Below are 25,648 nucleotides of genomic sequence, written 5' to 3'. Positions count from 1 at the left end.
TGGAAACTCCCGGGTTCCGCCCTGTCCTTCACGCCGAGGAAGAAGCCGTGAAGGACCGCCGAGCAGCTTCAAATCTTTTGGGGTGCCTCCGGGATACCGGGGGGCACCGTGCCCGCCACGCCCGTGGGCACCGTCACCGGGGGCGTCACCGCCGCGCCCACGTGCATGCGGTGCTCCACCTCCGCGAACCGCGCGGACGCCTCCGCCTCTGGCGCCAGCACCGAGACCACCCAGCCGACGATGAAGGACAGCGGGATGGTGACGATGCCCGGGTTCTTCAGTGGGAAGAGGGCGGACGCGTTGCCCAGCAGCTCCACCTGCACCGTGGGCGACAGGAAGATGAGCAGCACCGCGCTGATGGAACCGGTGAGCATGCTGGCCACCGCGCCCTTGGTGGTGAAGCCCCTCCACAGCATGGACAGGAGCAGCGCGGGGAAGTTCGCGCTCGCCGCGATGGCGAACGCCAGGCCCACCATGAAGGCCACGTTCTGGTTCTTGAAGACGACGCCCAGGATGATGGCCAGGATGCCCAGCGCGAGGCTGGCGATGCGCGCCACCATGAGCTGCTCCGCCTCCGGCGCGTGTCCCTTGCGCACCACGCTGGACCACAGGTCGTGTGACAGCGCCGCCGCGCCCGACAGCGTCAGGCCCGCGACCACCGCGAGGATGGTGGCGAAGGACACCGCGGAGATGAAGCCCAGGAAGCCCGTGCCGCCCACCACCTCCGCCAGCATGGGCGCCGCCATGTTGCCGCCCTTGTCCACGCTCACGATGGCCTGACGGCCCACCAGCACGGACGCGCCGAAGCCCAGGATGAACGTCACCAGGTAGAAGAAGCCGATGAGGCCCGTGGCGTAGAACACGCTGGTGCGCGCCGCCTTCGCGTTGGGCACCGTGTAGAAGCGCATCAGGATGTGCGGCAGGCCCGCCGTGCCGAACATCAGCGCCAGGCCCAGGGAAATGGTCTCCAGCGGGTTGGACACCAGCTTGCCCGGCGCCAGCGCCTCCGGCCCGTAGCGGTTCACCGCCTCGCTGAAGAGCGCCGCGGGGCTGAAGCCAAACTTGTACAGCACCGAGATGGCCAGCGCCGTCGCGCCGCCCAGCAGCAGCACCGCCTTCACGATCTGCACCCAGGTAGTGGCGATCATCCCGCCGAACAGCACGTAGAGGATCATCACCGCGCCCACGATGACGACGGCCGTCTCATAGGAGAGGCCGAACAGCAGGCGGATGAGGTTGCCCGCGCCCACCATCTGGGCAATCAGATAGAAGACGACGACGGTGAGCGTGCCCACCGCGGCGGACAGCCGCACCGGGGTCTGCTTCAGGCGGTAGGCCACCACGTCCGCGAAGGTGTACTTGCCCAGGTTGCGCAGGGGCTCCGCGATGAGGAAGGTCACCACGGGCCAGCCCACCAGCCAGCCCACGGAGTAGATGAGCCCGTCGAAGCCGGACGTGGCCACGAGCCCCGCGATGCCCAGGAAGCTGGCGGCGCTCATGAAGTCGCCCGCCAGCGCGAAGCCGTTCTGCCCGGCGCTGATGCCGCCACCGGCGGCGAAGAACTCCGACGTCGTCTTCGTCTTGCGCGCCGCCCAGTAGGTGATGGCCAGCGTGATGCTGACGAAGAGGAGAAAGAAGACGATGGCCGTGGTGTTGGGCTGGCCAATCTGCGTGCCCGCGGTCGTGGGATTCATGGGTGGCCTTTCAGCGGCGCAGTTCGTCGAGGGCGCTGTCGTATTTGCGATTGGCCCAGCTCATGTAAACGCCGGTCAGCACCCAGGCGCAGAGGATGGTGAGCGCTCCCAGCACGATGCCGACGGACAGCCCTGGCATGAACTGGTGACCCATCAGCGGCCGGTTGAAGGCCACCAGCAGGATGAAGCCCAGATAGACCACGAGCATCGCCACCGTCAGCGCGCCGGCCACGCGCCAGCGCCGCGCGGCGAGTGCCTTCAACGCCTCGTCCTTGGAATTGCCGTACATCGGTGTTCCTCCTTGCGAAGCGTGAAAGGGACCTCGAGGGGACTTCAGCGGCGCGAGGCCGGAGGCAGGCCCTTGGTGAGCAGTTCATCCAGCACGGTGGGGTCCGCGAGCGTGCTCGCGTCGCCCAGGTTCTCCGTCTCGCCGCCGGCGATCTTGCGGAGCATGCGGCGCAGAATCTTTCCGGAGCGCGTCTTGGGCAGGCCCGACACCAGCACCACCCGGTCCGGCGTGGCGATGGGCCCAATCACGTGCCGCACCTGTTCGCGCAAGCTGCCCACCATCTTCTCGTCCGGCGTGCGCAGGAAGTCCGGCTTCACCGTGACGAAGGCGCACACGCCCGTGCCCTTCAACTCGTGCGGGAAGCCCACCACGGCGGCCTCGGCGACGGCCTCGTGGGCGACGAGCGCGCTCTCCACCTCCGCGGTGCCCAGGCGGTGGCCGGACACGTTGAGCACGTCGTCCACGCGGCCGGTGATCCAGTAGTAGCCGTCCTCGTCGCGGCGGCAGCCGTCGCCGGTGAAGTACAGCGGCAGGAAGCGCGCGTAGTACGTCTCCACGAAGCGCGAGTGGTGACCGTACAGCGTGCGCGCCTGGCCCGGCCACGAACGCGCGAGGCACAGGTTGCCGTTGACGCCGTTGCCCTCCAGCTTCTTGCCCTCCTCATCCACCAGCACCGGCTCCACGCCGAAGAAGGGGAGGGTGGCGCTGCCGGGCTTGCAGGGCGTCGCGCCCGGCAGCGGCGCGATGAGGATGCCGCCCGTCTCCGTCTGCCACCAGGTGTCCACCACGGGGCAGCGGCCCTCGCCCACCACTTCGTGGAACCAGCGCCAGACCTCCGGGTTGATGGGCTCGCCCACGCTGCCCAAGAGGCGCAGCGACTTGCGGGACGACTTCGTGACGAAGCTGTCACCCTCTTTGATCAGCGAGCGCAGCGCGGTGGGCGCGGTGTAGAGCGTGGTGGCCTTCAGGTCGTCCACCACCTGCCAGAGGCGGCTCGCATCCGGCCACGTCGGGGTGGACTCGAAGAGGACCGTGGTGGTGCCCGTGCTGAGCGGGCCGTACACGAGATACGAGTGGCCCGTCACCCAGCCCACGTCCGCGGTGCAGAAGTGCACGTCGTCCGGCTGCGTGTCGAAGATGTAGCGGAACGTCGTGTTCGCGTAGACGAGATATCCGCCCGTCGTGTGCAGCACGCCCTTGGGCTTCCCGGTGGAGCCGGACGTGTAGAGGATGAAGAGCGGATCCTCCGCGTCCATCCACTCCGCGGGGCAGACGCCGCGGTGCTTCTGCACCTCCACGTCCAGCCAGTGGTCACGCCCCTCGCGCATGGGCACTTCCTTGGGCGTGCGGCGCGCGACGAGCACGGACGTCACCTGGGGCAGGCCGTCCAGGGCCTCGTCGGTGATGGCCTTGGTGGCCACGCTCTTGGGGCCGCGCGGGCCTTCATTGGCGGTGATGACGACCTTCGCGCCGGAGTCCAGCACGCGCTCGCGCAGCGAGTCCGCGGAGAAGCCCGCGAACACCACCGAGTGCACCGCACCGATGCGCGCGCACGCCAGCAGCGAGTACACCAGCTCCGGAATCATGGGCAGGTAGACGATGACGCGGTCGCCCTTCCGCACGCCGTGCGCCTTGAGCACGTTGGCCAGACGGTTCACGTGGTGGGCGAGGTCGCGGAAGGTAATGGTCTCGTACTCGCCGGGCGTGTTCTTGGCCCAGAGGATGGCGGCCTTGTCCGGGCGCGCCTTCGCGTGGCGGTCCACGCAGTTGACGGTGACGTTGAGCTTTCCGCCCACGAACCAGGCGAAGTCCGCGGCCTGTTCGTTCACCTCGCGGATGGACTCCGGCGGGTGGAACCAGGTGAGCTGCCGGGCCTGTTCGCCCCAGAAGGCGTCCGGGGCGTCCAGGCTCTGACGGTAGAGGCGCTGGTACTCCTCCAGGCTCTGCACATGCGCGGTACGGCGGAAGGCTTCCTTGGGCTGGAAGAGCGAATCCGTGTCGGTGGCCATGGGTGGAGTCCTCAGTAGAAGAGCTGGAGCTGGGCGGTGCCGGTGATGCCCGTGGTCGTGTGGGCGATGTCTCCCACGCGTGACACGGCCACCTCCGTCTTCAGGTTGAAGGTGTGCTTCTGGAACCAGAGGTTGAGGCCGGGCTTGAACGTGAGCAGGTCCGTCGACGGCACGCGCCCGTTGAAGTACTCGCTGCTGAAGACGGGCTCGACGATGCCGATGCGGTAGCCCAGCTCCACGAAGAAGCCGGTGCCGCTGCGCACGTTGTCGAAGCCCTGCTGCCAGGAGAAGACGTTGCTCTGGAAGACGAACTCCTGGTTGTCGCCGATGGGGATGTCCAGGAACACGTCCGCCGCCAGGGCCACCGCGGAGTGGATGCCGGAGGCGGTGGCGATGGCGCCGTACTGGTAGTCCCCGCCCACGCCGAACGACAGCATGGGCTGGTCCGTGAAGTAGATGCCGCGCAGGAACTGGTCGTACTCGTGGCCCCAGACGTTGTATCGGGCGTGGCCCACGACGCGCGGCAGGTCGTCCGCGTTGACCGTCTGACCGTTCTCCAGCTTTGCGCCCTCCACGCCGTTGAGGATGGCGGCGCGGTACGTCCAGGGGCCCGCGAAGCCGCGCACCTGCACGCCCATGTCGCGCCACACCTTGCCCACGCCTGGCGGGTAGCGGATGAGGTCGGAGTGGTAGTCCACCGTCTGGAGCGCGATGGCGCCCTGCAGCGCGTGGTGCGACAGCGGCGCGAGGATGAAGCCCGCCTCCACCCACGTCTTGTCCGCGAACTCGTACGCGACCGTGGCGTCCTGGATGTAGAAGGCGACGCTGTAGTCGCCGTTCTTGCCGAAGTTCGGCTGGTCCGTGTCGATGAAGAACGACAGCTTCTTCGTGATGGAGCCGAAGAGGAGCAGCCGCACGCGGCGCAGGAAGAAGTCCGTCCCCACGCCGCCCGTGGGCGCGCCGTCCTTGACGAGCTGCATCTGCGGATGCAGCAGCACGTCCACGTTGAGGACCGCGTCCTCGGTGATTTGAATCTTGCCCGCCGCCGCCGGCAGCGCGGTCAGCAGGGCCGTGAGCACCAGAAACCGCGACAGGGGGTGGGGGACGGGGCGCATGGGTCCCCATCCCCTGAGCAACACGCGTTCCACCCGCGTGTGCTCCGGGTTTCAGGACCTTGGAGGTTGGCTCGCCGCGTCAGGATGTGGCGGAAGGTGACAGGGCGTTACCCCCCGTAACGATTCGTGCAGCGCGTCGTAACACCGGGGTGACGCTTCAGGCGCGGGTGCGCGGGATGCCCAGCCGCTGACGCTTCTCCCAGAGTGTCTTGCGGCTGATGCCCAGCCGGCGAGCGAGCTCCGTTTCGCCCATGCGCTCCTGGTGCTCCAGCACGAAGCGGCGGAAATACTCCTCCATGGAGTCCGGCGAGCGCGGATCCTCGCTGGCCGGGACGAGCGGGAAGTCCGTCTCCTCCAGTACGGGCGGGCTGCCGTCCGCTGCCGGCCCGCCCGGTGGCTCCAGCGCCAGCAGGTCGGCGGTGAGGAGCGGCCCATCCGCGAGGATGACCGCGCGCTCGATGGCGTTCTCCAACTCGCGCACGTTGCCCGGCCACGGATGCTGCGCGATGGCCGCCATCGCATCCGGGGACAGCGACGCGGGCGGGCGCCCGATGCGTCGGCTGGCCCGCTCCAGCAGGTGCTTCGCCAGCGCGGGCACGTCCTCGCCGCGCTCGCGCAGGGGCGGCAGGCGGATTTCGACGACGCGCAGGCGGAAGTAGAGGTCCTGGCGGAACAGCCCCTCCTGCACGCGGCGGGGCAGGTCGCGGTGCGTGGCCGCGAGGATGCGCACGTCCACCTTGCGCGAACGCGTGGCGCCCACCCGCCGCACCTCGCCGTCCTGGAGCATGCGCAACAGGCGTGCCTGCGCGGGCGCGGGCAGCTCTCCAATCTCATCCAGGAAGAGCGTGCCGCCGTGCGCGGCCTCCACCAGTCCCGCGTGCGCGGCCTGCGCGCCTGTGAAGGCGCCCTTCTCGTGGCCGAACAGCTCGCTCTCCAGCAGGCCTTCGGGAATGGCGGCGCAGTTGACCGCGATGAGCGGCCCCTCCGCGCGATGGCTCTGCGCGTGGACGGCGCGGGCCACCAACTCCTTGCCGGTGCCGGACTCGCCCAGCACCAGCACGGTGGCGGCGGACGGGGCCACCTTTCGCACGCGCTCGAACACGTCGCGCATGGCGGAGGAGTTGCCCACCATGCCGCCGGGGGACCAGGTCTGCTCCACCTCGCGCTTGAGGGCGGCGTTCTGGCGGGTGAGGCGGCCCTCGCGCAGCACGCGCTCCACCTGGAGCAGCAGCTCGTCGTGGTCGAAGGGCTTCGCGATGTAGTCCACCGCGCCCAGCTTCATCGCGTCCACGGCGGACTTCACCGTGGCGAAGCTGGTCATGATGAGCACCGGCACGCCCGGACACAGCGCGATGATGTCCGTGCCCGGCGGTCCGGGCAGGCGCAAGTCGGAGATGACCAGATCGAAGGCGTCCAACGTGTGTTCGGCCGCGGCCTCTGGCACGGCGCCCGCTTCCGCCACGTCGTGGCCCGCGCGGGTGAGCAGCCTTCGCAGCTCCGTGCGGATGATGGGTTCGTCCTCGATGACCAGGATGCGGCTCAAGCGGAGGCCTCCTGCTTCAGTGCGTCCGCGCGGGGCAGGCTCAGCGTCACGCGGGTGCCGCCGTCCTGGCGGCCCTCGATGCGCAGCGTGCCGCCGTGCTCGCGCACGATGCCCTCCACCAACGTGAGGCCCAGGCCGGTGCCTTCGCCGGGCTGCTTGGTGGTGAAGAACGGTTCGAAGATGCGCTGCGACAGCTCCGGGGCGACGCCGTGTCCCCGGTCCTCCACCTGGATGCGCACCTGGTCTCCCGAAGCTTCCGCCAACAGGTCCACGCGCGAGCCCGCGGGCGACGCGTCGATGGCGTTGGTCAAGAGGTTCACCAGCACCTGCTCCAGCCGCTGCGCGTCGCCGCGCACGTCCAGCCCGTCCGGGCTCTGATGCGTGCACGCCACGTCGCGCGCCTTGCGCGACAGCCGGGCCAGCTGCGCGGCCTCCGCGAGCAGCGGGCCCACCGCCACGCGCGTGAAGGGCCGGGACTCGCCACCGACCGTGCCCGAGTGGCCGAAGCCCACCAGCGCCCGGACGATGGTGTCGATGCGGCGGCACTGCTGGAGGATGAGCCCCACGCGTTCGCGCACGGCCTCTGGGTCCTCCAGCTCGTACTTGAGGTTCTGGCTGATGCTGGCGATGGCGGTGAGAGGGTTGCCAATCTCATGCGCCACGCCCGCGGCCACCCGGCCCAGCGACGCGAGCCGGTCCTGGTGCGCGAGCCGCGCGTCCACCGCCTTGCGCTCCGTCCAGTCCTCCACCAGGAACGTGATGCCCGTCTCACCACCGCTGGTGTCGTCCGAAGGCGCGAGCCGCGAGCGGTGCAGGCGCAGCGAGCGCTGCTTGCCTTTCACCATCACGCGCACCTCATCGTCGCCGCAGGGGGCCCGCGCGAGCTCCGCGAACAAGGGGCCCCAGGGCTCCGGCAGGCGCGCGAGCGGCTGGCCTCGCGCGGAGTCCATGGGCACGCCCGACAGCGCCTCCAGCGCGGCGTTCCAGATGACGACCTCGCCGTCAGGCCCCATGGCGCACACGCCTAGGGGCAGGTCCTCCAGGATGCGGTAGAGGTAGCGGCGCACGACCTCCAGCTCGCGCAGGGGGCCGCGCATGTCGCGTGCGTCGCGCAGCCGCTCCTCCACGAAGCGCAGTTGATCCGCCAGGGCCGTGCGCGCGCCGGGGTCCAGCCGCAGCGCTTCTCCCACCGCGAGCCGCGCCAGCACCGGACCGATGAGGCCGGAGAGGTTTCGCTCCACGCCGTCGCGCAGGCGGCGCAGCTCCGCGGGCCGGCGCTCGTCGGGGGACAGCTCCAGCGCTTCTCGCGCGCGGTCCACCTCCGCCGCGGCCACCTGCGCGCCCAGGACGGGCTCCAGCTGCCGGCGGAACTCGTCCGGGGAGCTGGCCACCACGCTGCCCTCCGCGAGCCCCGGCGCCTCGCGCGCGCACACCCGCGCGGCCTCCCTCTCCTCCACGGACTGTCGCGTGACGAGCGACACCGCCACGAAGCACAGGGAGTTGAGGGCCAGCGAGGTGAAGGTGGCGAAGCCCCAGGGTTCGTCCGCGCTGAAGCCCAGGGTCACGGAGATCTGGTTGGTCCACGCCACCAGTGACGGCGGCTCCCACAGCGGGGCCAGCAGCGTGAGGGCCCACGTCGTCCCGCCCGCCAGGAGCCCCGCGAGCAGCCCCGCGCGCGTGGCCTTGGGCCACATCAAGAGCCCCAGCACGCCCGGAGCGAACTGCGCGGTGGCCACGAAGGACACGAGCCCCAGGTCCACCAGCCCTGTCGCCCGCGCGTTCAGCAGCCGGTAGAAGCCGTACCCCGCCAGGATGACGGCGGCGATGAGCACGCGCCGGGCCCACAACAACCACCCGTAGAGGTCGTCCCGTCCGCGCGTGGTGCTCAGCGGCAGCACCAGGTGCGTCAGGCACATGGGCGCGAGCGCGAGCGTGGTGACGATGACCATGGCGCTCGCCGCGGACACGCCGCCCAGGAAGGCGATGAGCGCCATCAGCGGGGCGCCCTTCGTGATGGGCACGGAGAGGACGTGGAAGTCCGCGGGCCAGGGCAGGCCCAGCGCCTCTCCGGACCACAGCAGCACGGGCACCGCCACGTTGATGAGCAGCATCAAGAGCGGGTAGGCCCACGCGACGGTGGCCAGCCCGTCGCGCTCGGGCGCTTCCGTGAAGGCCACGTGGTACTGCCGGGGCGTGAGGAACGCGGCGATGGTGGAGAGCACCAGCAGCGGCGCCCAGGACGCGTCGCGCGCGGGGCGCTGGAGGGCTTCCACCGCCTCCGGGTGGCGGGTGAGCCAGTCGTTGAGCCCGCCCACGCCGCCGAAGACGGACACCACGCACCAGCCCGTGACGATGAGCAGCGCCAGCAGCTTCACGCCCGACTCGAAGGCGATGGCCAGCATCAGGCCTTCATGCCGCTCGCGCGGGGCGGGGTGGCGGGCGCCGAAGAGGAGCGCGAAGACGATGAGCACGCCGCAGAAGCCAGGGCCCACCAGCGCGGGGGAGGCGGCGGGGCTCAAGAGGCGCGCGGACTCCACGACGGCGCGAATCTGGAGCGCCAGGTAGGGCATGCTGCCGGCCAGCGCGAACAACGTCACCGCCGTGCCCGTCACCTGGCCGGGGTAGCGGAAGGCGAGCAGGTCCGCGAGCGAGGTGAGCTGCAACTCGCGCGTCAGCCGCAGCAGCGGACGCCACAGCACGGGGGCGAGCAGGCACGCGAGCGTGAGGCCCAGGTAGATGCCCAGGTAGCGGAAGCCATGGCGGGCCGCGTAGCCCACGCTGCCGAAGTAGGACCAGGACGTGGCGTACACGCCCAGGGCCAGCGCGTACGTCAGCGGGTGCTGGGTGATGCGCTGGGAGATGCGGCCCTTCTCCGCCGCGTAGGCCACCAGGAACAGCACGCCCAGGTAGGCCACGGAGGCGATGACGAGCGGGCCCAGCCCCAGCGTCATGGGCGCAGGCTCCGGTGCGCCACCCACCCGCCCAGGGCGATGACGCCCAGCCACACGACGAAGGGAAGCGAAGCGGGAGCCCCTTCAGCCAGCCACAGCCGGCGCAGCGGCGAGCCGAACAGCAGCACCGCCACGGCGAACACCAACAGCGACGGCATGGCGGGAGGGTCCGCGGGGGGCCGCGACATGCCGGGGAGGATAGCAGCCCCGGAAGGCCGCGAGGGGGGCCGTGATAAGCCGGCAGGCCATGGCTCCCCCGGACGTGCCCCCGTTCTCCGAACTGCCCCAGTTCACGCTGGACCGTGCATCGCTGCGCCTGCTCCCCGAGTCCTTCTGCCGCCGCCTGGGCGTCGCGGTGATGGGCAAGGTGGACGCGGCCCACGACACGGAAGCCGTGACGGTGGCGATGCTGGACCCGGAGGATGAGTCCGTGCGCTGCCGCATCGCGGACTTCCTGCGCCGGCCGGTGCGCCCGGTGCGGCTCAACCGCTACGAAATCGATTCCGCATTGGAGGCGGGCTTCGGCGCGGGCGAACACGCGTCGGTGGACGTGGTGCTGAAGGCCGGCACGGAGCTGTCCCAGCGGCCCACGGCGGTGGAGTTGGTGAACCACGTGCTCGCGGTGGCGGTGACGCAGAACGCGTCCGACATCCACCTGGAGAGCTACACGGACGACGTGGACCTGCGCTATCGCGTCGACGGCATCCTCCACCAGACGTACACGGACATCTCCCCGGACTCGCTGCCGGAGGTGGTGAGCCGCATCAAGGTGATGGCGGGGCTGGACATCGCGGAGAAGCGGCGGCCCCAGGATGGCCGCCTGCGGGCGCTCTACGAAGGGGAGGCCGGGCGGAAGTTCGTGGACTTCCGCGTGAGCGTGGTGCCCTCGCCCGCGGGCGAGGACGTGGTCATCCGCCTGCTCGACGCCACGGTGGGCCTGGTGCCGGTGGAGAAGCTGGGGATGACGCCGGAGCTGCAGGCCACGGTGCTGCGGCTGTTGGGCAACCCGGAGGGGCTGGTGCTGGTGACGGGCCCCACGGGCAGCGGGAAGACGACGACGCTGTACGCGGCGCTGGCGCGGCTCAACGACGGGCGCAAGAAGATCATCACCGCGGAGGACCCCATTGAATACGTGGTCCCCAAGGTGAACCAGAAGCAGGTGTCGCCGCAGATGCCGCACCTGACGCTGTTGCGCGCGCTCCTGCGGCAGGACCCCAACGTGATGCTGGTGGGCGAGATTCGAGACCTGGAGACGGGCAGCACCGCGCTGATGGCGGCGTCCACGGGGCACGTGGTGCTGGGCACGCTGCACACGGCGGATGCCATTGGCGCGGTGAGCCGCCTGCGCGGGTTGAAGCTGGAGGACGGCGACATCGCGGAGGCGCTGCTCGCGGTGCTGGCGCAGCGGCTGGTGCGGCGCATCTGTCCGGAGTGCTCCGCGCCCACGACGCCGACGGCGGATCAGCTGGCGCTGCTGGGGCCGCTCCTGGACGGCGTGCAGCCCCGGGCGGGGCAGGGCTGCGAGGCGTGCCGCCACACCGGCTTCAAGGGGCGCGTGGGTCTCTTCGAGCTGCTGGTGGTGGACCCGGAGCTGCAACTGCTCATCGCCACCGGGGCGCCGGGCGTCCAGCTGCGCCGGCACGCCCGGGCGCGGGGCTTCCGCACGCTGGTGGAGGACGCGCTGGCGAAGGTGGCGGCCGGGGTCACCACGCTGCACGAGCTGACGCGCGTGGTGCCCTACCGCTACATCCTCACGGCTCGGGAGGAGCGTCAGGCTCCGGGGTGACGTCCGGGCCCGGAGGCAGCATCACTGTGAAGGTCGAGCCCTCGCCGAGGATGCTGCGCACCTGGACGATGCCGCCGTGGGCCTCGACGATCTGCTGGGTGATGAAGAGGCCCAGCCCCAGCCCGCCGTAGTTGCGCTCGGAGACAGCGCGCACGAAGCGCTCGAAGACGTGTGGCTGGTCCTCGTGGGGGATGCCGATGCCCTCGTCCTTCACGCTCAGCACGGCCAACCCGGAGTCCATGCGCGCGCGGAGGTGGATGGGCTTGCCCGCGCCGTACTTGAGCGCGTTGGTGAGCAGGTTGGTGATGACCTGATCCACGCGGGCCCGGTCCCAGTTCCCCTCGATGGGCGCGGCGGCCTCCAGCGTGACGACGCAGCCGACCTGCGCGGACTGGGGCGCGTAGCGGGTCACCACCTCCCGCGCGAGCGAGGCCAGGTCCATGGGCGCCCGGTCCAACCGCAGCTGGCCCATGCTGATGCGCGACACGTCCAGCAGGTCCTCGATGAGGTCCGACAGCTTGCGCACCTGGCGGCGTGCCACCTCCAGGTCGCGGGCGATGCGCTCCACGGGCAGGGTGGCGGAAGGGTTGTTCTCCACGGTGCGCAGCAGGGCCGTGAGCTTGAGCTGGAGCGGGGTGAGCGGCGTCTTCAGCTCGTGCGAGGCGACGGAGAGGAACTCATCGCGGGCGCGCACGGCGTCGCGCAGCAGCTCCAGCTCTCGCCGCTCCTGGGTCTGCTTGCGCTGGGTGATGTCGCGCGTCACCTTGGCGAAGCCGCGGAGCTTGCCTGACGGGTCGTGCATCGCGGTGATGACGACGCTGGCCCAGAAGAGGCTGCCGTCCTTGCGGACGCGCCACGCCTCCTCCTCGAAGTGGCCCTCGCGGGTGGCCACCTGGAGGGCGTACGAGGGCTTGCCCCGGGCCACGTCTTCCGGGGGGAAGAAGCGGCTGAAGTGCTGGCCGATGATCTCCTCGGCCTTGTACTGCTTGAAGCGCTCGGCGCCCGCGTTCCAGGTGGAGACGCGGCCATCGGGGTCGAGCATGTAGATGGCGTAGTCCTGGATGTGCTCGACGAGCAGGCGGAAGCGCTCCTCGCTCTGCAGCAGGCGCTCCTGGGCGAGCTTGCGCTCGGTGAAGTCGCGGGTCACCTTGCCGTAGCCCACGAGCTGGCCTTGGGCGTCGCGCATCGCGGTGATGACGACGTTGGCCCAGAAGAGGCTGTGGTCCTTGCGGACGCGCCAGCCCTCCTCTTCGAAGCGGCCCTCGCGGTTGACGACCTCCAGGTCCTGCTGGGGCTTGCCCCGGGCGATGTCCTCGGGCGTGTAGAAGTGGCTGAAGTGCTGGCCGAGGATCTCCTCGGCCCGGTAGCCCTTGATGCGTTCGGCGCCGGTGTTCCAGCTCATGATGTTGCCCGCTGGGTCCAGCGTCAGGATGGCGTAGTCCTTCACGCTGTCGATGAACAGGCGCAGCTGCGCGCCCATGTCTCGAGCCGCGTGGGGGGTCGCGTAGGCGATGTCGCCACCGCTGGCGGACGAGGGAGGCTGGCTGTCGTCCAGGGGACTTCGCATAGACCGTCCAGCGTAACGCACGGTGCGGGGGCTTCGGTGAGGAACGACGGGGTGGATCCATCCACCACCCAACCCTGCTGGCAGTCCGTGCTTCCGAGCAGAGCGGAAGCTCACACCCTGCGTGGAGGAGCCGTCGGTTTCCGGGTGCCGCATTGGCCTCGGGTCCAATGCGGGGACCGGGGGCCGGCCCGGCTAGGGCTTGAGGTGGTCGTAGCTCAGGAAGACGACGCCGCAGTCGAGCGTGCGCGTGCCTGTGAGCTTCAGGCGGTGGGGCGCGAAGCCCGCTTCGGCGAGGCGGATGCCCTGGCCGACGATGACGGGGTTGACCTTGATGATGAACGCATCGATTTCGGAAAGCAGCTCGGCCGCGAGCGCGCCGCCGCCGCACAGCCAGATGCCCAGGCCGTCGCGGGACTTCAGCTCGCGCACGGTGGCGAGCGGCGTGCGGGAGAGGTTGACGCCGGGGTCGGGGCTCTTCGTGAGGGTGCGGGAGAAGACGTGGTGTTCAAGGTGCGGGTACGCGTTGGTGACGCCCGCGTCCAGGCCGACCTGATAGGTGTTGCGGCCCTCCAGCACGGTGTCGAAGTGCTTGCCCGGTCCGGTGATGCCCTTGAATGCGCGATAGCCGGCGGGGAGCGTCTCCGGGTACTCGGCGGCGATGGCGTCGAAGTAGTCCTGCTCCGTGCTGAAGAAGTCGTACGCGCCGGTGGGCGAGGCGATGAAGCCGTCGAGCGAGGTGGCGACGTAATAGGTCAGTTTCCGCATGGGCGTGCTTCCTCCTGACGCGAGGGCTTAGCACCGGGTGAGCGGACGCACCTGTTAGAACGGCGGCGTTGGTTGCCTGCACGGCAATCACAGAGGAGGGAGTGCCATGCGGAGCCTGTGGATGCTGGGAGGAATGGTGCTGGGTTCGGTCCTGACGGTCATCGCCGGGGTCGCGCTGTGGTTGCACGACACGGGGCCCACGCGAGCGGGGATTGAAGTGCGCGTGGAGAACCGCACCGGCCAGGACGTGCGCGAGGTGCGCATTGAGCATGACCACGGCCAGGTCATCTACCGAGCCATGGGCAAGGGGGACACCGTAGCCCTGACCTATCCCGTCCGAGGTGAGTCGTCGTACAGCCTCATCGCCGTGTTGGAGGACGGACGCGAACTGCGAGGCGGTGCGGGCTACATCGAGCGTGGGGCGCAGACGCGGGAGGTGCTTGAGCCAGAGCGGGTGGTCTCGTCGGATCCGTGAGCCGTGGAGGGCACATGAAGCTCTGGGCAATGGCAGTGCTGCTGTGGCTGACAGCGGGCTGTGCGACGACGCGCGTGGTGAACCTCGACACGGGGCGGGGCAGGCCTATCACCTATACGCCGGCGGAAACGAAGCCGGTGCGTATTGACGAGGATGCATTCAGGGACGCGGTCACGCAGCTCGTGCTCGAGCTGAAGCTGGATGTCGCGGTCCCGGAGGACGGCCGGCGCTCCCTGCTCGCGTCGGCGGGAGGCATCGTCGCGGGCGCTCAAGGTCGGCACGTGCTCCGCTTGAGCGATGACTTTCCCCTGGACCCGATGGCGCGGAGGAGCATGGCGCTCTCCTTCGCGCTCGATACGGTTTGGGAGGGGGTTGCGGACGCGGTGGAGGACCTGATGAATCCCGCCGCGCTGCGGACCATGGTCACGGCGATGATTGGCACCGCGATGGTGATGCTGGTCGCACCGGAGCCTGTCACCAAGCTGGTCGCGGTGGTTCTGACGGCTTCGCTCATCGCGTATCTGGGCACGGGGCCTGTGTGGAACATGGGGCAGGCCTTCTTGCGGCTCATGGACGAGTCGCGGGACGCCCGGGACGAGGCTGCTCTGAAGGAGGCGGGGCATCGCTTCGGGCGCGTGCTTGGGGACAACGGGGCCCGGGTGTTGGTCATCGTCGCGATGACGGCGCTCGGTGGCAGGAACGCGATGGCCGCGCAGGGGCCTCGCATGCCGGGCTTCCCGCAGGCGGCGCTGAGGGCGGAGGTGGAGGGTGGGTTCCTGCTATCTCGCGCACTGGCCGGTGAGGTGCGGTCCATCTCCGTGTCGTCGGCGGGAGTGCTCAACGTCACGTTGGCGCCCACCGCCGTGGCTGCCGTGGCCATGGGGCCCGGTGGCGGAGGGATTCAGGGGGACCCGGAGGGAGATGTTCATCACATCTGCACGGATAAGAACGAGGTGTCGGAGCAGTCAGGTGGCCCCTGGACGCCCCTCTTCGAACCGTTCTTCGAACAGGCGGGAATGAGCCTCAATGACTCCGCGAACTTGGTGCGGATCAACGGGCACCGAGGGCCGCATCCTGCGGAGTACCATCGAGAAGTGCGCATCCGAATCAACCAGGCCATGCTGAGCTGCAAGGGCGTCGCGCAGTGCCGAGCCGCGTTGGTGGACATCCTGACGGCCATCGCGAAAGATCTGACGACTGCGGGCACTCGCCTACGCAAGCTCGTCACCAGGAATCCCGATGCCTGACGTGATGCAACGACAGTTCTTCGAACTGGACATTGACATGTATGTGCCGGGACGGTGGTACTTCAAGACCCCGACCCAACTCGACGGCCAGCCATTGGAGGACCCCTGGGTGTTCACGATCGGGGGGCCTATTGCCGACCCAGGACCGCTGCTGATTCCTCTCTCCCGGTCTGGGAACCCCCTGGACTTCACCTCCGCCGGGGTGGGGTTCACACCCATACTCAGCGCCAGGACGGCCGAGGTGTTTCGCGTGCTGGCCCCCAACGACGTGCAGCTCTTCCCGGTGCAGGTCGAGGGACGGGCCGAGCCTTATTTTCTCCTTGTCGCGGCACGCACGCTCCGCTGCGTTGATGAAGTGGCGAGTGAAGAGGTCCAGTTCTGGAGACCTGAGGACGGTCAGCCTGCGAAGGCAGGGCAGTACCGGTACATCGCTGGATTGCGTATCGACAAAGCAAGGGTTGCTGACGAGCGCGTGTTCCGCGTGTGGGGATTTCAGACCGCGCTAATCGTCGACGGACAGCTTAAGCAGGCACTGGAGCAGACCGGCATCGTGGGAGGACAGTTCGTGGAGGTCTGAGTCTTCCATGCCTTCATTCGCCGTCTCATGCCGCGCTGCGTAATCTAGAATTAGCCATCGATGTTTGTGGGCAGCCACTCCCGGAATTATCGTTAGGCAGAAGTTGGATGGCACGGGCTTGTGCCCTTCGCGCGCCTCACTGCATCCCCTGTGCGTAGCACTAGGAGAATCCCGGCCAGGGCCCTGCAGTCGGGGACTCGCGGGTCATGACGCTCCGAGCGGGGGCTCGGACCGGGGCGGCGGTAACGACTCGATGCGTCGCTAGATGTCGTTCGACACTCGCCAATCGTCGTCGTTTCTACTGCCTCATGCCCCCATCTTCCCCCGCCAGCCCACCAGACGGCCGTCACTATTGCCTACTCAAGACGCTCTAAGCGAAGGCAGCAGTTACTACGGCGGTCTTGAGTGTAAATTCACTCCATGCCCTTCGAACCAAGCCCTGTCGACATCGACACCATCCTCGCGCGGATCAAAGATGAAGAGTTGCGTGCTCAGCTTCGAGTCTTTTGGGAGTTCAGGGCAAGGGACCCTCCAGAGTTCGGAATGGTGGATATCCTATGCTTAGGACAAGACGAGACGCTCCGCCTGTTGGCCTCGTTTGTGATCGGGACCGTTGTCGTTGACATCGAGGGCATGCCGACTTTTGACTCTGCCCACATAGTCATGCAGTCCTCGCCCTTGGCCATAGATACGCTCAAAAGTCATGCGCTTGAGTTGCTCTCCGCACTGCTTCCCAATGCTGAGCCTGAAGTCCATAAGAAATTTATCGAAACATCCATGCGGTTCTATCACCCGACGTCGTACGAAGCCGACGCACTGCTCGACTGCATTAGAGCGATCCCTCCGAACTCCGCCGTAGTCGTACACAATGCAGCCTATTACCGTGGTGAAACGGTCGCCTTTACTGGCACCGAAGACGAGTGGGTTCACCAACTCTCTCAGCTCTCGCAAGCCCTCAGTAAAACACCGGTGATAGGTAGTCTGTATGTCCAATTGCTGAGCGGACGTACTTCTCCTCAAGTCCAAAGAAACGTCGACGCATTGCTCTCACTGTCGGGCGCCTTTTGGGGAAGAGCAAGCCACTCCGCTGCGGGAAAGAGCAAAACGGAGGCCCTTCGAGAGTGGGTGTCAACAGCCGAGTCGGGACAAGTCGAGCATGTCCTTTCGGAAATAGACAAGAGCGTTCTCGATCCCGAAGAGAAGGCAGTATCACGCGCCATCTGTCTAGGCGTTGCACGCAGACACGCTCAGGCATTTGCACAGGTAGCTCCTTATCTCCTGCAACTCCAGGAGACGCAAAGTGCGGAGCAGTTGATTGTTGTTGCGGAATTGGCTGTAAATGCAAGAGAAAAATTGGCAGCAAGGACGCTGTTGCGCGAGGCACTGGAGCGAGCAAGACCAAGTTTAATGATTCTCTGTCGGATTTGTCGGATTTCCTGGCAGATGGGTGATGAGGAGATGTCTCATGACGCGCAGACGAGAATCCTTGGTTTGTATCCTGTAAGTGGACTCAAGGCTCTTGTCGAGCAGAGGCTGGAGCAGGGAAGGATTCTTGGACTTGATGGCTTGATACGGGTGCAATTCCCCGCTGGCAGTGCAATGCCTGACTGGGCTCTGTATGGGCTTCTGATGTCCGATGCATTCTCCACGTCGTTGCCGAAAATAGGAGATGCAATCGGTGTCATCGCCCGTCAACTGCCAGGTCGAGCAGATGAGGCAGTGCTTGACTGTGCTCGGTTCGCTCTGCTCAATGCGACTCGCAGAAGCTCCTCTGCTGACGATGTGGCCCCAGCGAAAGAGGAGAGCGAGGCAGAAACTAAGCTTAGATGGTATTCGGCTGCACTTGATGCGCTGGAGGCACGCCAGCTCAACGCCAAGAACTGGTCTTGGGCGGCGGCTCTGGCTATCGAGTCAATTACCGAGATGCTAATTTCCAGCAAAAGAAAACTGGCGAGCGATTCTCCGGAGATAAATCTGTTGCGTCGGGCTTTTGATTATGTGGTTGGATATATCGCCCAGAACCCCAAAGACCAAGCCAGGCGTTCGCAGTTCTCCGGAGCCCTTTCCACCGATGCGGTTGGGGCAAACGGCTTCGTCATTCTCTTGTGGGTTACGCTCACTACCCCTGTGGCCATTAATATAAAGCCTCCTCCGCAAGCTCATGTTGAAGTGGCGTCACTAGAAGTTTTCATGAGTTTTTTCGAAGAATATTGGAGTGCGAAAAGCACCACCGATGGTGGTGTTCCGCTCAAGCCAGAGCCTCTCGGGCAAACTGCCCTACCAGCTTCACCCGCTGCGCTGCTGCGGCAAGGGATATTTTATCTGGATCATATGGCTTGGAGGCTCATCGCCGATGAGGCGGATGTTCAAGTTATTCTCAAGTTGTTGAAGGCATGTATTGATCTAGCCGAGGTCTCTCCTGATGTTGCGACTCCTGCCCAACTCCTACGTGTTGCCGCAGATGGATGCGCAGATGCTGGCGCGCACCAATCAGCGCGCGATCTTGCGGAAGAGGCGCTTTTTTTACGAGGTCCTGAGGAGAGCAGCACAGATCGATGGTTCGCGTGGACAACCTATTCGGATGTTTACCATCGCCTGGGAAATCCGCATGAAGCATTGATCGGATGGCTTTGTGCTAACGCACAAGGTGAAGTGTCTGCCAGTTACACCGAGATTTTCCCGTTCGTCGCTCTGCTTTCGCGAATTCTCCGTGATTTGCGATTCTATGATGAGGCGCGAGAACAGGCTGGACGGGCGCGCCAACTTCTGACGACTGCTGGAGTGATTGAAGAGTATGTATACCGAGTCGACGAACTAGAGGCGTCGATCGAATTAAAGCGCCTCATCTCAATGCGTGATGCGCCAAAGGAAGACTGGGAGAGTCTTGCCAAGGGACTCACAGCCTTGGTTGGAGGGGCTCTTGATAGAATAAGTAATGCAGTCGTCTCGACAGTGCTTCTTGCTCAGGCGATACGACGATTCTTGATTGCAGGGTGGATACTCCCCACGGTGACGAACGAAATATTCGCGAGGGCGCTCGAGCTGTTGGGCGAGCCGCAGTCGTCGAGAATTCAAGCTCTCGCGTCTATAAATCCTGGTCTGGAGTCGGTTAGGCATTTCTCATGGGGGGTTCCCAAGGTCCGAAATATTCGGGACTTGGCCGAGGATGTTCGGAAGCTATCTCTCATTGCAGAAAGAGTACTTGGGACTGCCGTACAAGCAAATAGTCCCGTGTCGGCAGTTATAGCCATTGAACTGCTTGCCGATCATACGGTTGGGTTGCTGCAATCTTCAGTCGCTGTGGCTCAAGGTGGTGGGCAGTTGGAGGCCAATAGCGCACTTGAAGTTTTGACAAATCCAGCGGCACTAGTTGGCTTTGCCACGCGGTTGGGCAGTGGCTCTATTGAAATCCATGCTTTGGGGCAGACCGAGGACGGTAATTTGGTCCATGTGGGTATTTCCAATGGCGAATTGGCTGGGCCGAAAATGGAGCCCGTTACTGTTTTTGATCAGCGTAAGCTTGGGCGATGGCGAGAAGAGTATCCCATCAACTATCCGTATGATCCTGATATAATATCTGATATTAATGCGCTTGAGCAGCGTATGCGTGGCATCGGCATGAGTGGTCCGATCGTCGGCAGCGAAATTGTTATTGTGAGAGAAACCGCGCTCTCTGATATCCCGGTGAACCTGCTTTTGTGTGGCGGGCGACTTCTTGGTTCAACAGTCCCGGTGTCAAGTGTTCCATCGCTGACTTGGCTCAGGGCGGATATGCAGAATCAGACGCCAGTTTTGGCGCGGCGTGTTGCTTGGTTGTTGCCTGCTGATGAGAGCGGCGCATCCCCTTTGTCAATAATGTATGAGGATTTGCAGAAATTGCTCCCGATTCATTCGGTCGGCATGGCGCATGGGGTTCATCCAGGAAAGGTTTCTCAGTCTGAGTTGGTAATTATTGCCGGACATGGAAGCGTGTGGGGTCGCGAGCGCTATTTTAAGACTCTAAGCGGTGAGGATATTTCGTCTTTCGGTGTGGATGATGTTGCCGATGCAATTCAAGGCTCCAGCATAGTTGTCTTGCTGGTGTGCAGTGCGGGTCGCTTGGATCGAGATCTCTTTTCGTCACGCTCTATCGGTTTGCCGCACCGACTGCTAAAGCAAGGGTGCAGGGCGGTGGTTGCGAGTCCTTGGCCAATCAAGTTTACACTTGCGTCGCAGTGGCTTGGTTTTTTTCTCGATGCGTTGAAGGCTGGGATGACCGTTTCTGAGGCGACCTACTATTCCAATCTCGAGCTTCGAGATCGCCATCTCCGCGTTTCAGACTTCTTGGCTATGCATGTCATCGGGAACCCATTTGTAAAGCTCGCTCCGTAGTGCTGCTGGTTGCTTGCCTTGATGAAATGTGGTTCGAACTGGTCATCTGCTGCCAATCATCCTGGATGGTCAGATCAAGGTCGCCCTGGAGCAGACCGGCATCGTGGGCGGACAGTTGTCGAAGTGTAGAGCCCAGGCCTATGGAGCTTCGTCCCGCCGTCCTCTCCTGCACGTGAGTCGCTTCAGTGCTGGATCAGCAGCGGGTGGTCTTGTCGGATCCGTGAGGTGCAGACATAATGGAGCGACGGTTCTTCGACCTATGCATCGACGTGTATGTGCCGGGGCGGTGGTACTTCAAAACACCGACCCACCTCGACGGTCAGCCACTGGATAACCCCTGGGAGTTCACGCGCGGGACGCCCATCCTCTCCCCGGGGCTGTTGCGTATTCCGCTCTCCCGTCCTGGGAAGCCCCTGGACTTCACGTCCACGGGCGTAGGGGTCACGCCCGTTCTCAGTACTCGGACTGCGGAGGTTTTTCGCGCGCTGGTCCCCAACGACGTGCAGCTCTTTCCCGTGCAGGTCGAGGGCCAAACCGAGCCCTATTTCCTCCTGGTCGTAACGCGTACGGTCCGCTGCGTTGATGAAGTAGCGAGTGAAGAGGTCCAACTCTGGAAGCCAGAGAACGGGCAACCCGAGAAGGTGGGGCAGTATCGGGCCATCGCCGGGTTGCGTATCGACAAGACAAGAGTTGCTGACGAACGGGTGTTCCGCCCGTGGGGATGGCGGCCCGCGCTCATTGTCGATGGCGAACTCAAGACCGCACTGGAACAGACCGGCATCGTGGGAGGCAAGTTCGTCGAAGTGTAGAGCCTGGGCGAATAGAGCGTCGTCCCGCCTTTTCTGGGCATGAGCCGCCTCACCAGCGCGAGTGAGCTCGTCGGATACCGAGGTGAAGACGCGATGAAGCGACAGTTCTTCGACCTGGGTATCGATGTGTATGTACCAGGGCGTTGGTATTTCAAGACACCGACCCATGCGGACGGTCAACCCTTGGATGACCCTTGGGTGTTCACGGATGGGGTGTTCATTCCCGACCCAGGCCCACTGCGTATTCCGCTCTCCCGTCCTGGGAAACCCCTGGACTTCACCTCCGCTGGCGTAGGGGTCACGCCCGTTTTCAGTCCTCGGGCCGCAGAAGTTTTTCGCGCGCTGGCCCCCACCGACGTGCAGCTCTTTCCAGTGCAGGTCGAAGGACAGGTCGAGCCCTATTTCCTCCTGGTCGCGGCGCGCACGGTCCGATGCGTTGATGAGGCCGCGAGTGAAGAGTTCAAGCTGTGGACTCCTGAGGACGGGCAGCCCGAGAAGGTCGGGGGATACAAGTACGTCGCCGGGCTGCGTATCGACAAAGCAAAGGTTGCTGACGAGCGCGTGTTCCGCCCGTGGGGACTTCGCTCCGCGCTCATCGTCGATGGAGAACTGAAGGCCGCCCTGGAACAGACCGGCATCGTGGGAGGAAAGTTCGTCGAAGTGTAGAACCCGAGCCCATGGAACTTCGTCCCGCCGTCCTCCTGGGCCTGCTGTGCCTCCTGCCAATCACAAGCACCGCCCGCCCGCGGTCCAGTGACCTGGGCATTCCCTTCGGCGGACAGCCCGGTGTGCTCAATGCCATCACCGACGTGAAGGGCGTTGAAGTAGGCCACGTCACACTGAACACTGGCGCACAGGTCCGGACCGGCGTCACCGCCGTGCTGCCCCGGGGCCGCGAGGCCGTGGCGCAGCCTGTCTTCGCGGCGACCCATGACCTCAATGGCAGCGGTGAGATGACCGGCACCCATTGGGTGAAGGAGTCCGGTCTGCTCTCCGGTCCCGTGATGATCAGCGACACCCACGCCGTGGGCGCCGTGCACGAGGGCGTCATCACCTGGGCCCAGAAGCGCGACCTCACCTGGGAGCTGGGCCTGCCCGTGGTCACGGAGACCTGGGACGGCTTCCTGCACGACATCGATGGCTTCCACGTCCGGCCCCTGCACGCGATGCAAGCGCTCGACGCCGCGCGCCCGGGCCCCGTCCCGGAGGGCTCCGTGGGCGGCGGCACGGGCATGATCTGTCATGGCTTCAAGGGCGGCATCGGAACGGCCTCGCGCAAGCTCCCGGCGGAGCAGGGCGGCTACACCCTCGGCGTGCTCGTGCAGTGCAACTACGGCAGCCGTCGCCTCTTCACCGTCGCGGGCGCTCCCGTGGGCGAAGAGATTCCCGACCTGCGCTCCTGCTACTTCGGAGACACGCCTCCCCAAGGGCCCTACCGCGCCAATCTGCCGCCCTGCTCGCGGCGAGCCAGCGCCGGTCCGCCGCCTCCGGAAGGCATGGGCTCCATCATCATCGTGGTGGCCACCGACGCGCCGCTCCTGCCGCACCAACTCGACCGCGTGGCCCGGCGCGTGCCTCTCGCGATTGGGAAGATGGGCGGCCTGGGGGAGAACGCCTCCGGCGACATCTTCCTCGCGTTCTCCACCCAGCCCGTGAGCACCACGGAGGTCGCTCCGGTCTCCATGCTCGACAACGAGCGGATGACCCCCCTCTTCGAGGCCACCGTGCAGGCCACCCAGGAGGCCATCCTCAACTCGATGCTCGCCTCCGACACGATGACCGGCTTCCAGAACGTCCGCGTCCATGGCCTGCCCGCGGACCGGCTCGTGAAGTCCCTGCGGAAGTACGGACGTCTGCCTCCGGCCCCGAAGCCCACGAAGTGACAGCGGATCCGCCCGGCCTTCCCCGCGCGCCATCCGCTGCGCCATGCTGCGCCGCCTGACGTAAAGCAAGGGGATGCGGGATGGAGACGGACGACTACGGACCGCCGAAGGATGAGCAGGAACTGGCCGCCATCGCGGACATCACCGCGCAGGCGTTCGCCATGCCGCTCGCGGACTCCGACACCGTGGTGCGCAAGAACTTCTCCGAGTCCTCGCTGCGCATCCTGCGCGTGAACGGCGAAGTGGCCGCCACGCTCACCCTCATCCGCATGGGCCAGTTCCTCGGCGGCCGCTCGGTGCCCCTCATCGGCGTGGGCGGCGTGGGCGTCGCTCCCGCGCACCGGGGCGCCGGCGCCGCCACGCGCCTCTTCCATCACTTCCTGCGCGAGATGCGCGACGAAGGCGCTCCCCTCTCCGTCCTCTACCCCGCGACCCAACCGCTCTACCGGCGCGTGGGCTACGAGGTCTCCGGCGCGCGCTACGAACTCCACGTCGAAGCGGCCTCGCTGGAGCTGGGGGAGCGCTCGCTGTCCCTGCGCCCCATGCGCCCGTCCGACGCCGCGGCGGTGGAGGCGTGCTACCGGCGCTTCGCCTCCCAGCACCACGGCTGGTTGGACCGGGGCGACTACATCTGGCGGCGCGTGCGCACGCCCCGCAACGACACCGCCTACGGCTACGTCGTGGAGGGCACGTCCGGCGTGGAGGGCTACGTGTACCTCGTGCGGGGCCTCTCGCCACAAGGCGCCGTGCCCACGCAGGTCCTCAAGCTCACGGACTTCACCGCCACCACGCCCGCCGCCGCGCGACGGCTCCTGCGCTTCCTGGGCGACCACCGCTCGCTGGCGCGGGACGTGATGTGGTTCGGCGGCGCGGACGAGCCGCTCCTCGCGCTGCTGCGTGAACAGACCTACCAGGTGAAGCTCTCCATGCACTGGATGACGCGCCTCCTGGATGTCCCCCGCGCCCTGGAGGCACGCGGCTTCGCTCCCGGCCTGTCTGGCGCGCTCCATCTGGACGTGGAGGACGACCTCCTCCCGGAGAACACGGGGCGCTTCGTGCTGGAGGTGGAGGGCGGCACCGCCCGCGTCCGGCCCGGCGGCGAGGGCCACCTCAAGCTGCACGTGCGCGCCCTGGCGCCGCTCTACACCGGCTTCCTCACGCCCCGCGCGCTCCAACTCGCCGGAATGCTGACCGGGGACGACGCGTCGCTCGACACCGCCAGCGCCCTGTTCGTGGGCCCCGCCCCCTCGCTGCGCGACATGTTCTGACAGACAGGCGCGGGCTACCCGGCCCGCGCGGGGAGTGGTAGGAGCGGCGTCTTCGGACGGAGGAGGCTTCACACGTGCGCGCGTTCGTCACCGGTGGCTCGGGGTTCGTCGGGAAGCACCTGCTCGCGGCGCTCGCGAAGCGCGGAGAACCGGCGCGTGCGCTGGCCCGCTCGCCAGAGGCCGCGCAGGCCATCCAGGCCGCGGGCGGCGAGCCGTGGGAGGGCGACCTCACCGACCCGGAGCGCCTGCGCCTGGGCATGGAGGGCTGCGACACCGTCTTCCACGCCGCCGCGCACGTGAAGCTGTCCGGCCCCCGCGCGGCCTTCTATGAAACCAACGTGCGCGGCACGGAGGTCGTGCTGGAGGCGGCGCGCGCGGCAGGCGTGAAGCGCTTCGTGCACGTGAGCACGGAGGCCGTGCTGGTGGACGGCGGCCCCATGGTGAACCTCCACGAAACGCACCCGCTGCCCGAGCGCCCCGTGGGCCCGTACCCGTCCACCAAGGGCCAGGCCGAACGGCTCGTGCTCCAGGTCAACTCGCCGGAGTTCACCACCGTCGCGGTGCGGCCCCGCATGGTCTGGGGACCGGGGGACACCACGGTGCTGCCGCAGCTGGTCGCCGCGGTGAAGTCCGGGCGCTTCCGCTGGATTGGCGGCGGGCACTACCTGACGTCCACCTGCCACGTGGCCAACGTGGTGGAGGGCATGCTGCTGGCCGCGGAGAAGGGGCAGGGCGGTCAGGCGTACTTCCTCACCGACGGCCCGCCCGTGGAGTTCCGCGCCTTCGTCACCGCGCTCCTGAAGACGCAGGGCGTGGAGCCTGGCGACAAGACCCTGCCCACCGCGCTGGCCGCGACCGTGGCCGTGGTCAGCGACTTCGTCTGGGACATCCTGGGCCTCAAGAGCGCTCCGCCCCTGTCCCGCACGGAGCTGCTGCTCGTGGGCCAGGAGGTGACCGTGAGCGACGAGAAGGCCCGGCTGGAGCTGGGCTATACGGGCAGCGTGTCGCGGGACGAGGGATTGCGCTCCCTGGCCACGAAGGTGGAGTAACCTCCGCGTCCATGCGCAGGTTCGAATTCGTCGACGGCAACAGCTCCAAGTTCTGGATGCCCGAGGTCCAGGGCGCCAACTTCATCGTCACCTACGGTCGCATCGGCACCGCGGGGCAGCGCAAGGAGAAGGCCTTCCCCGACGAGGAAGCCGCCCTGCGCGAGTACAACAAGAAGGTCGCGGAGAAGGTCCGCGAGGGCTACGCCGAGGTGTCCACCGGCGAGGCCCCTCCCGCGCCGCCCCCGAAGGC

20 protein-coding genes are annotated in these 25,648 nt (G+C 66.6%); 11 read left to right on the top strand and 9 right to left on the bottom strand.

The window, feature by feature from the left end; translation table 11 throughout:
* Positions 1-68 precede the first annotated feature (68 nt).
* The 7 genes from D7X99_RS32435 to D7X99_RS32405 form a co-directional block, all read right to left on the bottom strand.
* A complete protein-coding gene (locus D7X99_RS32435; RefSeq protein WP_121781123.1) occupies positions 69-1,694 on the bottom strand; it encodes a sodium/solute symporter in 1,626 nt (541 codons plus the stop codon).
* Between the two features lie 10 nt (positions 1,695-1,704).
* Positions 1,705-1,983 carry a DUF485 domain-containing protein gene (locus tag D7X99_RS32430; protein WP_120577525.1) on the bottom strand — a complete coding sequence of 93 codons (279 nt, stop codon included), beginning with the start codon at positions 1,981-1,983 and terminating at the stop codon, positions 1,705-1,707.
* 44 nt (positions 1,984-2,027) lie between these two features.
* On the bottom strand, positions 2,028-3,992 hold the full coding sequence (gene acs, locus D7X99_RS32425) for an acetate--CoA ligase (RefSeq protein ID WP_121781122.1): 1,965 nt from the start codon (positions 3,990-3,992) through the stop codon (positions 2,028-2,030).
* Positions 3,993-4,003: 11 nt separating this feature from the next.
* The gene (locus tag D7X99_RS32420) at positions 4,004-5,107 is read right to left on the bottom strand and encodes a porin (protein ID WP_121781121.1); all 1,104 of its coding nucleotides are present in this window, start codon (positions 5,105-5,107) and stop codon (positions 4,004-4,006) included.
* A gap of 157 nt (positions 5,108-5,264) precedes the next feature.
* A complete protein-coding gene (locus D7X99_RS32415; RefSeq protein ID WP_121781120.1) occupies positions 5,265-6,650 on the bottom strand; it encodes a sigma-54 dependent transcriptional regulator in 1,386 nt (461 codons plus the stop codon).
* Complete coding sequence (locus tag D7X99_RS32410) at positions 6,647-9,601, bottom strand: ATP-binding protein (protein WP_121781119.1); 2,955 nt, start codon at positions 9,599-9,601, stop codon at positions 6,647-6,649. Before D7X99_RS32410 ends, D7X99_RS32415 begins: the two co-directional genes overlap by 4 nt.
* A complete protein-coding gene (locus D7X99_RS32405; protein WP_014399164.1) occupies positions 9,598-9,759 on the bottom strand; it encodes a hypothetical protein in 162 nt (53 codons plus the stop codon). The genes D7X99_RS32410 and D7X99_RS32405 overlap by 4 nt, the downstream gene beginning before the upstream one ends.
* 89 nt (positions 9,760-9,848) lie before the next feature.
* Here D7X99_RS32405 and D7X99_RS32400 point away from each other — a divergent pair, with 89 nt between their 5' ends.
* Complete coding sequence (locus D7X99_RS32400; RefSeq protein WP_121781118.1) at positions 9,849-11,387, top strand: GspE/PulE family protein; 1,539 nt, start codon at positions 9,849-9,851, stop codon at positions 11,385-11,387.
* Here D7X99_RS32400 and D7X99_RS32395 read toward each other — a convergent pair.
* Both D7X99_RS32395 and D7X99_RS32390 read right to left on the bottom strand, forming a co-directional pair.
* On the bottom strand, positions 11,353-12,954 hold the full coding sequence (locus tag D7X99_RS32395; RefSeq protein ID WP_121781117.1) for a PAS domain-containing sensor histidine kinase: 1,602 nt from the start codon (positions 12,952-12,954) through the stop codon (positions 11,353-11,355). The two genes, D7X99_RS32400 and D7X99_RS32395, sit on opposite strands and share 35 nt — an antisense overlap.
* 192 nt (positions 12,955-13,146) lie before the next feature.
* Positions 13,147-13,719, bottom strand: a complete 573-nt coding sequence (locus tag D7X99_RS32390) for a dihydrofolate reductase family protein (RefSeq protein ID WP_121781116.1) — start codon at positions 13,717-13,719, stop codon at positions 13,147-13,149.
* A 106-nt stretch (positions 13,720-13,825) separates the two neighbouring features.
* On the opposite strand from D7X99_RS32390, the gene D7X99_RS32385 reads away from it, so the two are divergent.
* From D7X99_RS32385 to D7X99_RS32340, 10 genes are all read left to right on the top strand, one after another.
* Positions 13,826-14,194 carry a hypothetical protein gene (locus tag D7X99_RS32385; RefSeq protein ID WP_121781115.1) on the top strand — a complete coding sequence of 123 codons (369 nt, stop codon included), beginning with the start codon at positions 13,826-13,828 and terminating at the stop codon, positions 14,192-14,194.
* A 14-nt stretch (positions 14,195-14,208) separates the two neighbouring features.
* Entirely contained in the window at positions 14,209-15,441 is a 1,233-nt protein-coding gene (locus tag D7X99_RS32380) for an AHH domain-containing protein (protein ID WP_121781114.1), read from the top strand.
* Positions 15,434-16,018 carry a DUF1629 domain-containing protein gene (locus tag D7X99_RS32375; RefSeq protein WP_233613884.1) on the top strand — a complete coding sequence of 195 codons (585 nt, stop codon included), beginning with the start codon at positions 15,434-15,436 and terminating at the stop codon, positions 16,016-16,018. Before D7X99_RS32380 ends, D7X99_RS32375 begins: the two co-directional genes overlap by 8 nt.
* Positions 16,019-16,438: 420 nt before the next feature.
* On the top strand, positions 16,439-20,389 hold the full coding sequence (locus tag D7X99_RS32370; protein WP_121781135.1) for a CHAT domain-containing protein: 3,951 nt from the start codon (positions 16,439-16,441) through the stop codon (positions 20,387-20,389).
* A 236-nt stretch (positions 20,390-20,625) separates the two neighbouring features.
* Positions 20,626-21,198, top strand: coding sequence for a DUF1629 domain-containing protein (locus D7X99_RS32365; protein ID WP_121781113.1), 573 nt, complete (start codon positions 20,626-20,628; stop codon positions 21,196-21,198).
* Positions 21,199-21,291: 93 nt separating this feature from the next.
* Complete coding sequence (locus D7X99_RS32360) at positions 21,292-21,864, top strand: DUF1629 domain-containing protein (protein WP_121781134.1); 573 nt, start codon at positions 21,292-21,294, stop codon at positions 21,862-21,864.
* A gap of 11 nt (positions 21,865-21,875) precedes the next feature.
* Positions 21,876-23,081, top strand: coding sequence for a P1 family peptidase (locus D7X99_RS32355; protein WP_121781112.1), 1,206 nt, complete (start codon positions 21,876-21,878; stop codon positions 23,079-23,081).
* Positions 23,082-23,161: 80 nt separating this feature from the next.
* Entirely contained in the window at positions 23,162-24,349 is a 1,188-nt protein-coding gene (gene eis / locus D7X99_RS32350) for an enhanced intracellular survival protein Eis (protein ID WP_121781111.1), read from the top strand.
* A 74-nt stretch (positions 24,350-24,423) separates the two neighbouring features.
* The gene (locus tag D7X99_RS32345; protein WP_121781110.1) at positions 24,424-25,398 is read left to right on the top strand and encodes an NAD(P)-dependent oxidoreductase; all 975 of its coding nucleotides are present in this window, start codon (positions 24,424-24,426) and stop codon (positions 25,396-25,398) included.
* An 11-nt stretch (positions 25,399-25,409) separates the two neighbouring features.
* Positions 25,410-25,648, top strand: a 239-nt coding sequence (locus tag D7X99_RS32340; RefSeq protein WP_121781109.1) for a WGR domain-containing protein, incomplete at its 3' end; no start/stop codon positions are given.

Origin of the sequence: Corallococcus sp. AB032C (assembly GCF_003668935.1) — a bacterium.
GTDB lineage: Bacteria > Myxococcota > Myxococcia > Myxococcales > Myxococcaceae > Corallococcus > Corallococcus exiguus.
The sequence above is the reverse complement of the archived record's forward strand: the minus strand, read 5'-3'. Positions and strand labels throughout refer to the sequence as shown.

Bases quoted from the DNA above. Each gene is read 5' to 3' on its own strand.
- D7X99_RS32435 (WP_121781123.1), bottom strand. From the start codon at position 1,694: ATGAATCCCACGACCGCGGGCACGCAGATTGGCCAGCCCAACACCACG.
- D7X99_RS32430 (WP_120577525.1), bottom strand. From the start codon at position 1,983: ATGTACGGCAATTCCAAGGACGAGGCGTTGAAGGCACTCGCCGCGCGG.
- acs (WP_121781122.1), bottom strand. From the start codon at position 3,992: ATGGCCACCGACACGGATTCGCTCTTCCAGCCCAAGGAAGCCTTCCGC.
- D7X99_RS32420 (WP_121781121.1), bottom strand. From the start codon at position 5,107: ATGCGCCCCGTCCCCCACCCCCTGTCGCGGTTTCTGGTGCTCACGGCC.
- D7X99_RS32410 (WP_121781119.1), bottom strand. From the start codon at position 9,601: ATGACGCTGGGGCTGGGCCCGCTCGTCATCGCCTCCGTGGCCTACCTG.
- D7X99_RS32405 (WP_014399164.1), bottom strand. From the start codon at position 9,759: ATGCCGTCGCTGTTGGTGTTCGCCGTGGCGGTGCTGCTGTTCGGCTCG.
- D7X99_RS32400 (WP_121781118.1), top strand. From the start codon at position 9,849: ATGGCTCCCCCGGACGTGCCCCCGTTCTCCGAACTGCCCCAGTTCACG.
- D7X99_RS32395 (WP_121781117.1), bottom strand. From the start codon at position 12,954: ATGCGAAGTCCCCTGGACGACAGCCAGCCTCCCTCGTCCGCCAGCGGT.
- D7X99_RS32390 (WP_121781116.1), bottom strand. From the start codon at position 13,719: ATGCGGAAACTGACCTATTACGTCGCCACCTCGCTCGACGGCTTCATC.
- D7X99_RS32385 (WP_121781115.1), top strand. From the start codon at position 13,826: ATGCGGAGCCTGTGGATGCTGGGAGGAATGGTGCTGGGTTCGGTCCTG.
- D7X99_RS32380 (WP_121781114.1), top strand. From the start codon at position 14,209: ATGAAGCTCTGGGCAATGGCAGTGCTGCTGTGGCTGACAGCGGGCTGT.
- D7X99_RS32375 (WP_233613884.1), top strand. From the start codon at position 15,434: ATGCCTGACGTGATGCAACGACAGTTCTTCGAACTGGACATTGACATG.
- D7X99_RS32370 (WP_121781135.1), top strand. From the start codon at position 16,439: ATGCCCTTCGAACCAAGCCCTGTCGACATCGACACCATCCTCGCGCGG.
- D7X99_RS32365 (WP_121781113.1), top strand. From the start codon at position 20,626: ATGGAGCGACGGTTCTTCGACCTATGCATCGACGTGTATGTGCCGGGG.
- D7X99_RS32360 (WP_121781134.1), top strand. From the start codon at position 21,292: ATGAAGCGACAGTTCTTCGACCTGGGTATCGATGTGTATGTACCAGGG.
- D7X99_RS32355 (WP_121781112.1), top strand. From the start codon at position 21,876: ATGGAACTTCGTCCCGCCGTCCTCCTGGGCCTGCTGTGCCTCCTGCCA.
- eis (WP_121781111.1), top strand. From the start codon at position 23,162: ATGGAGACGGACGACTACGGACCGCCGAAGGATGAGCAGGAACTGGCC.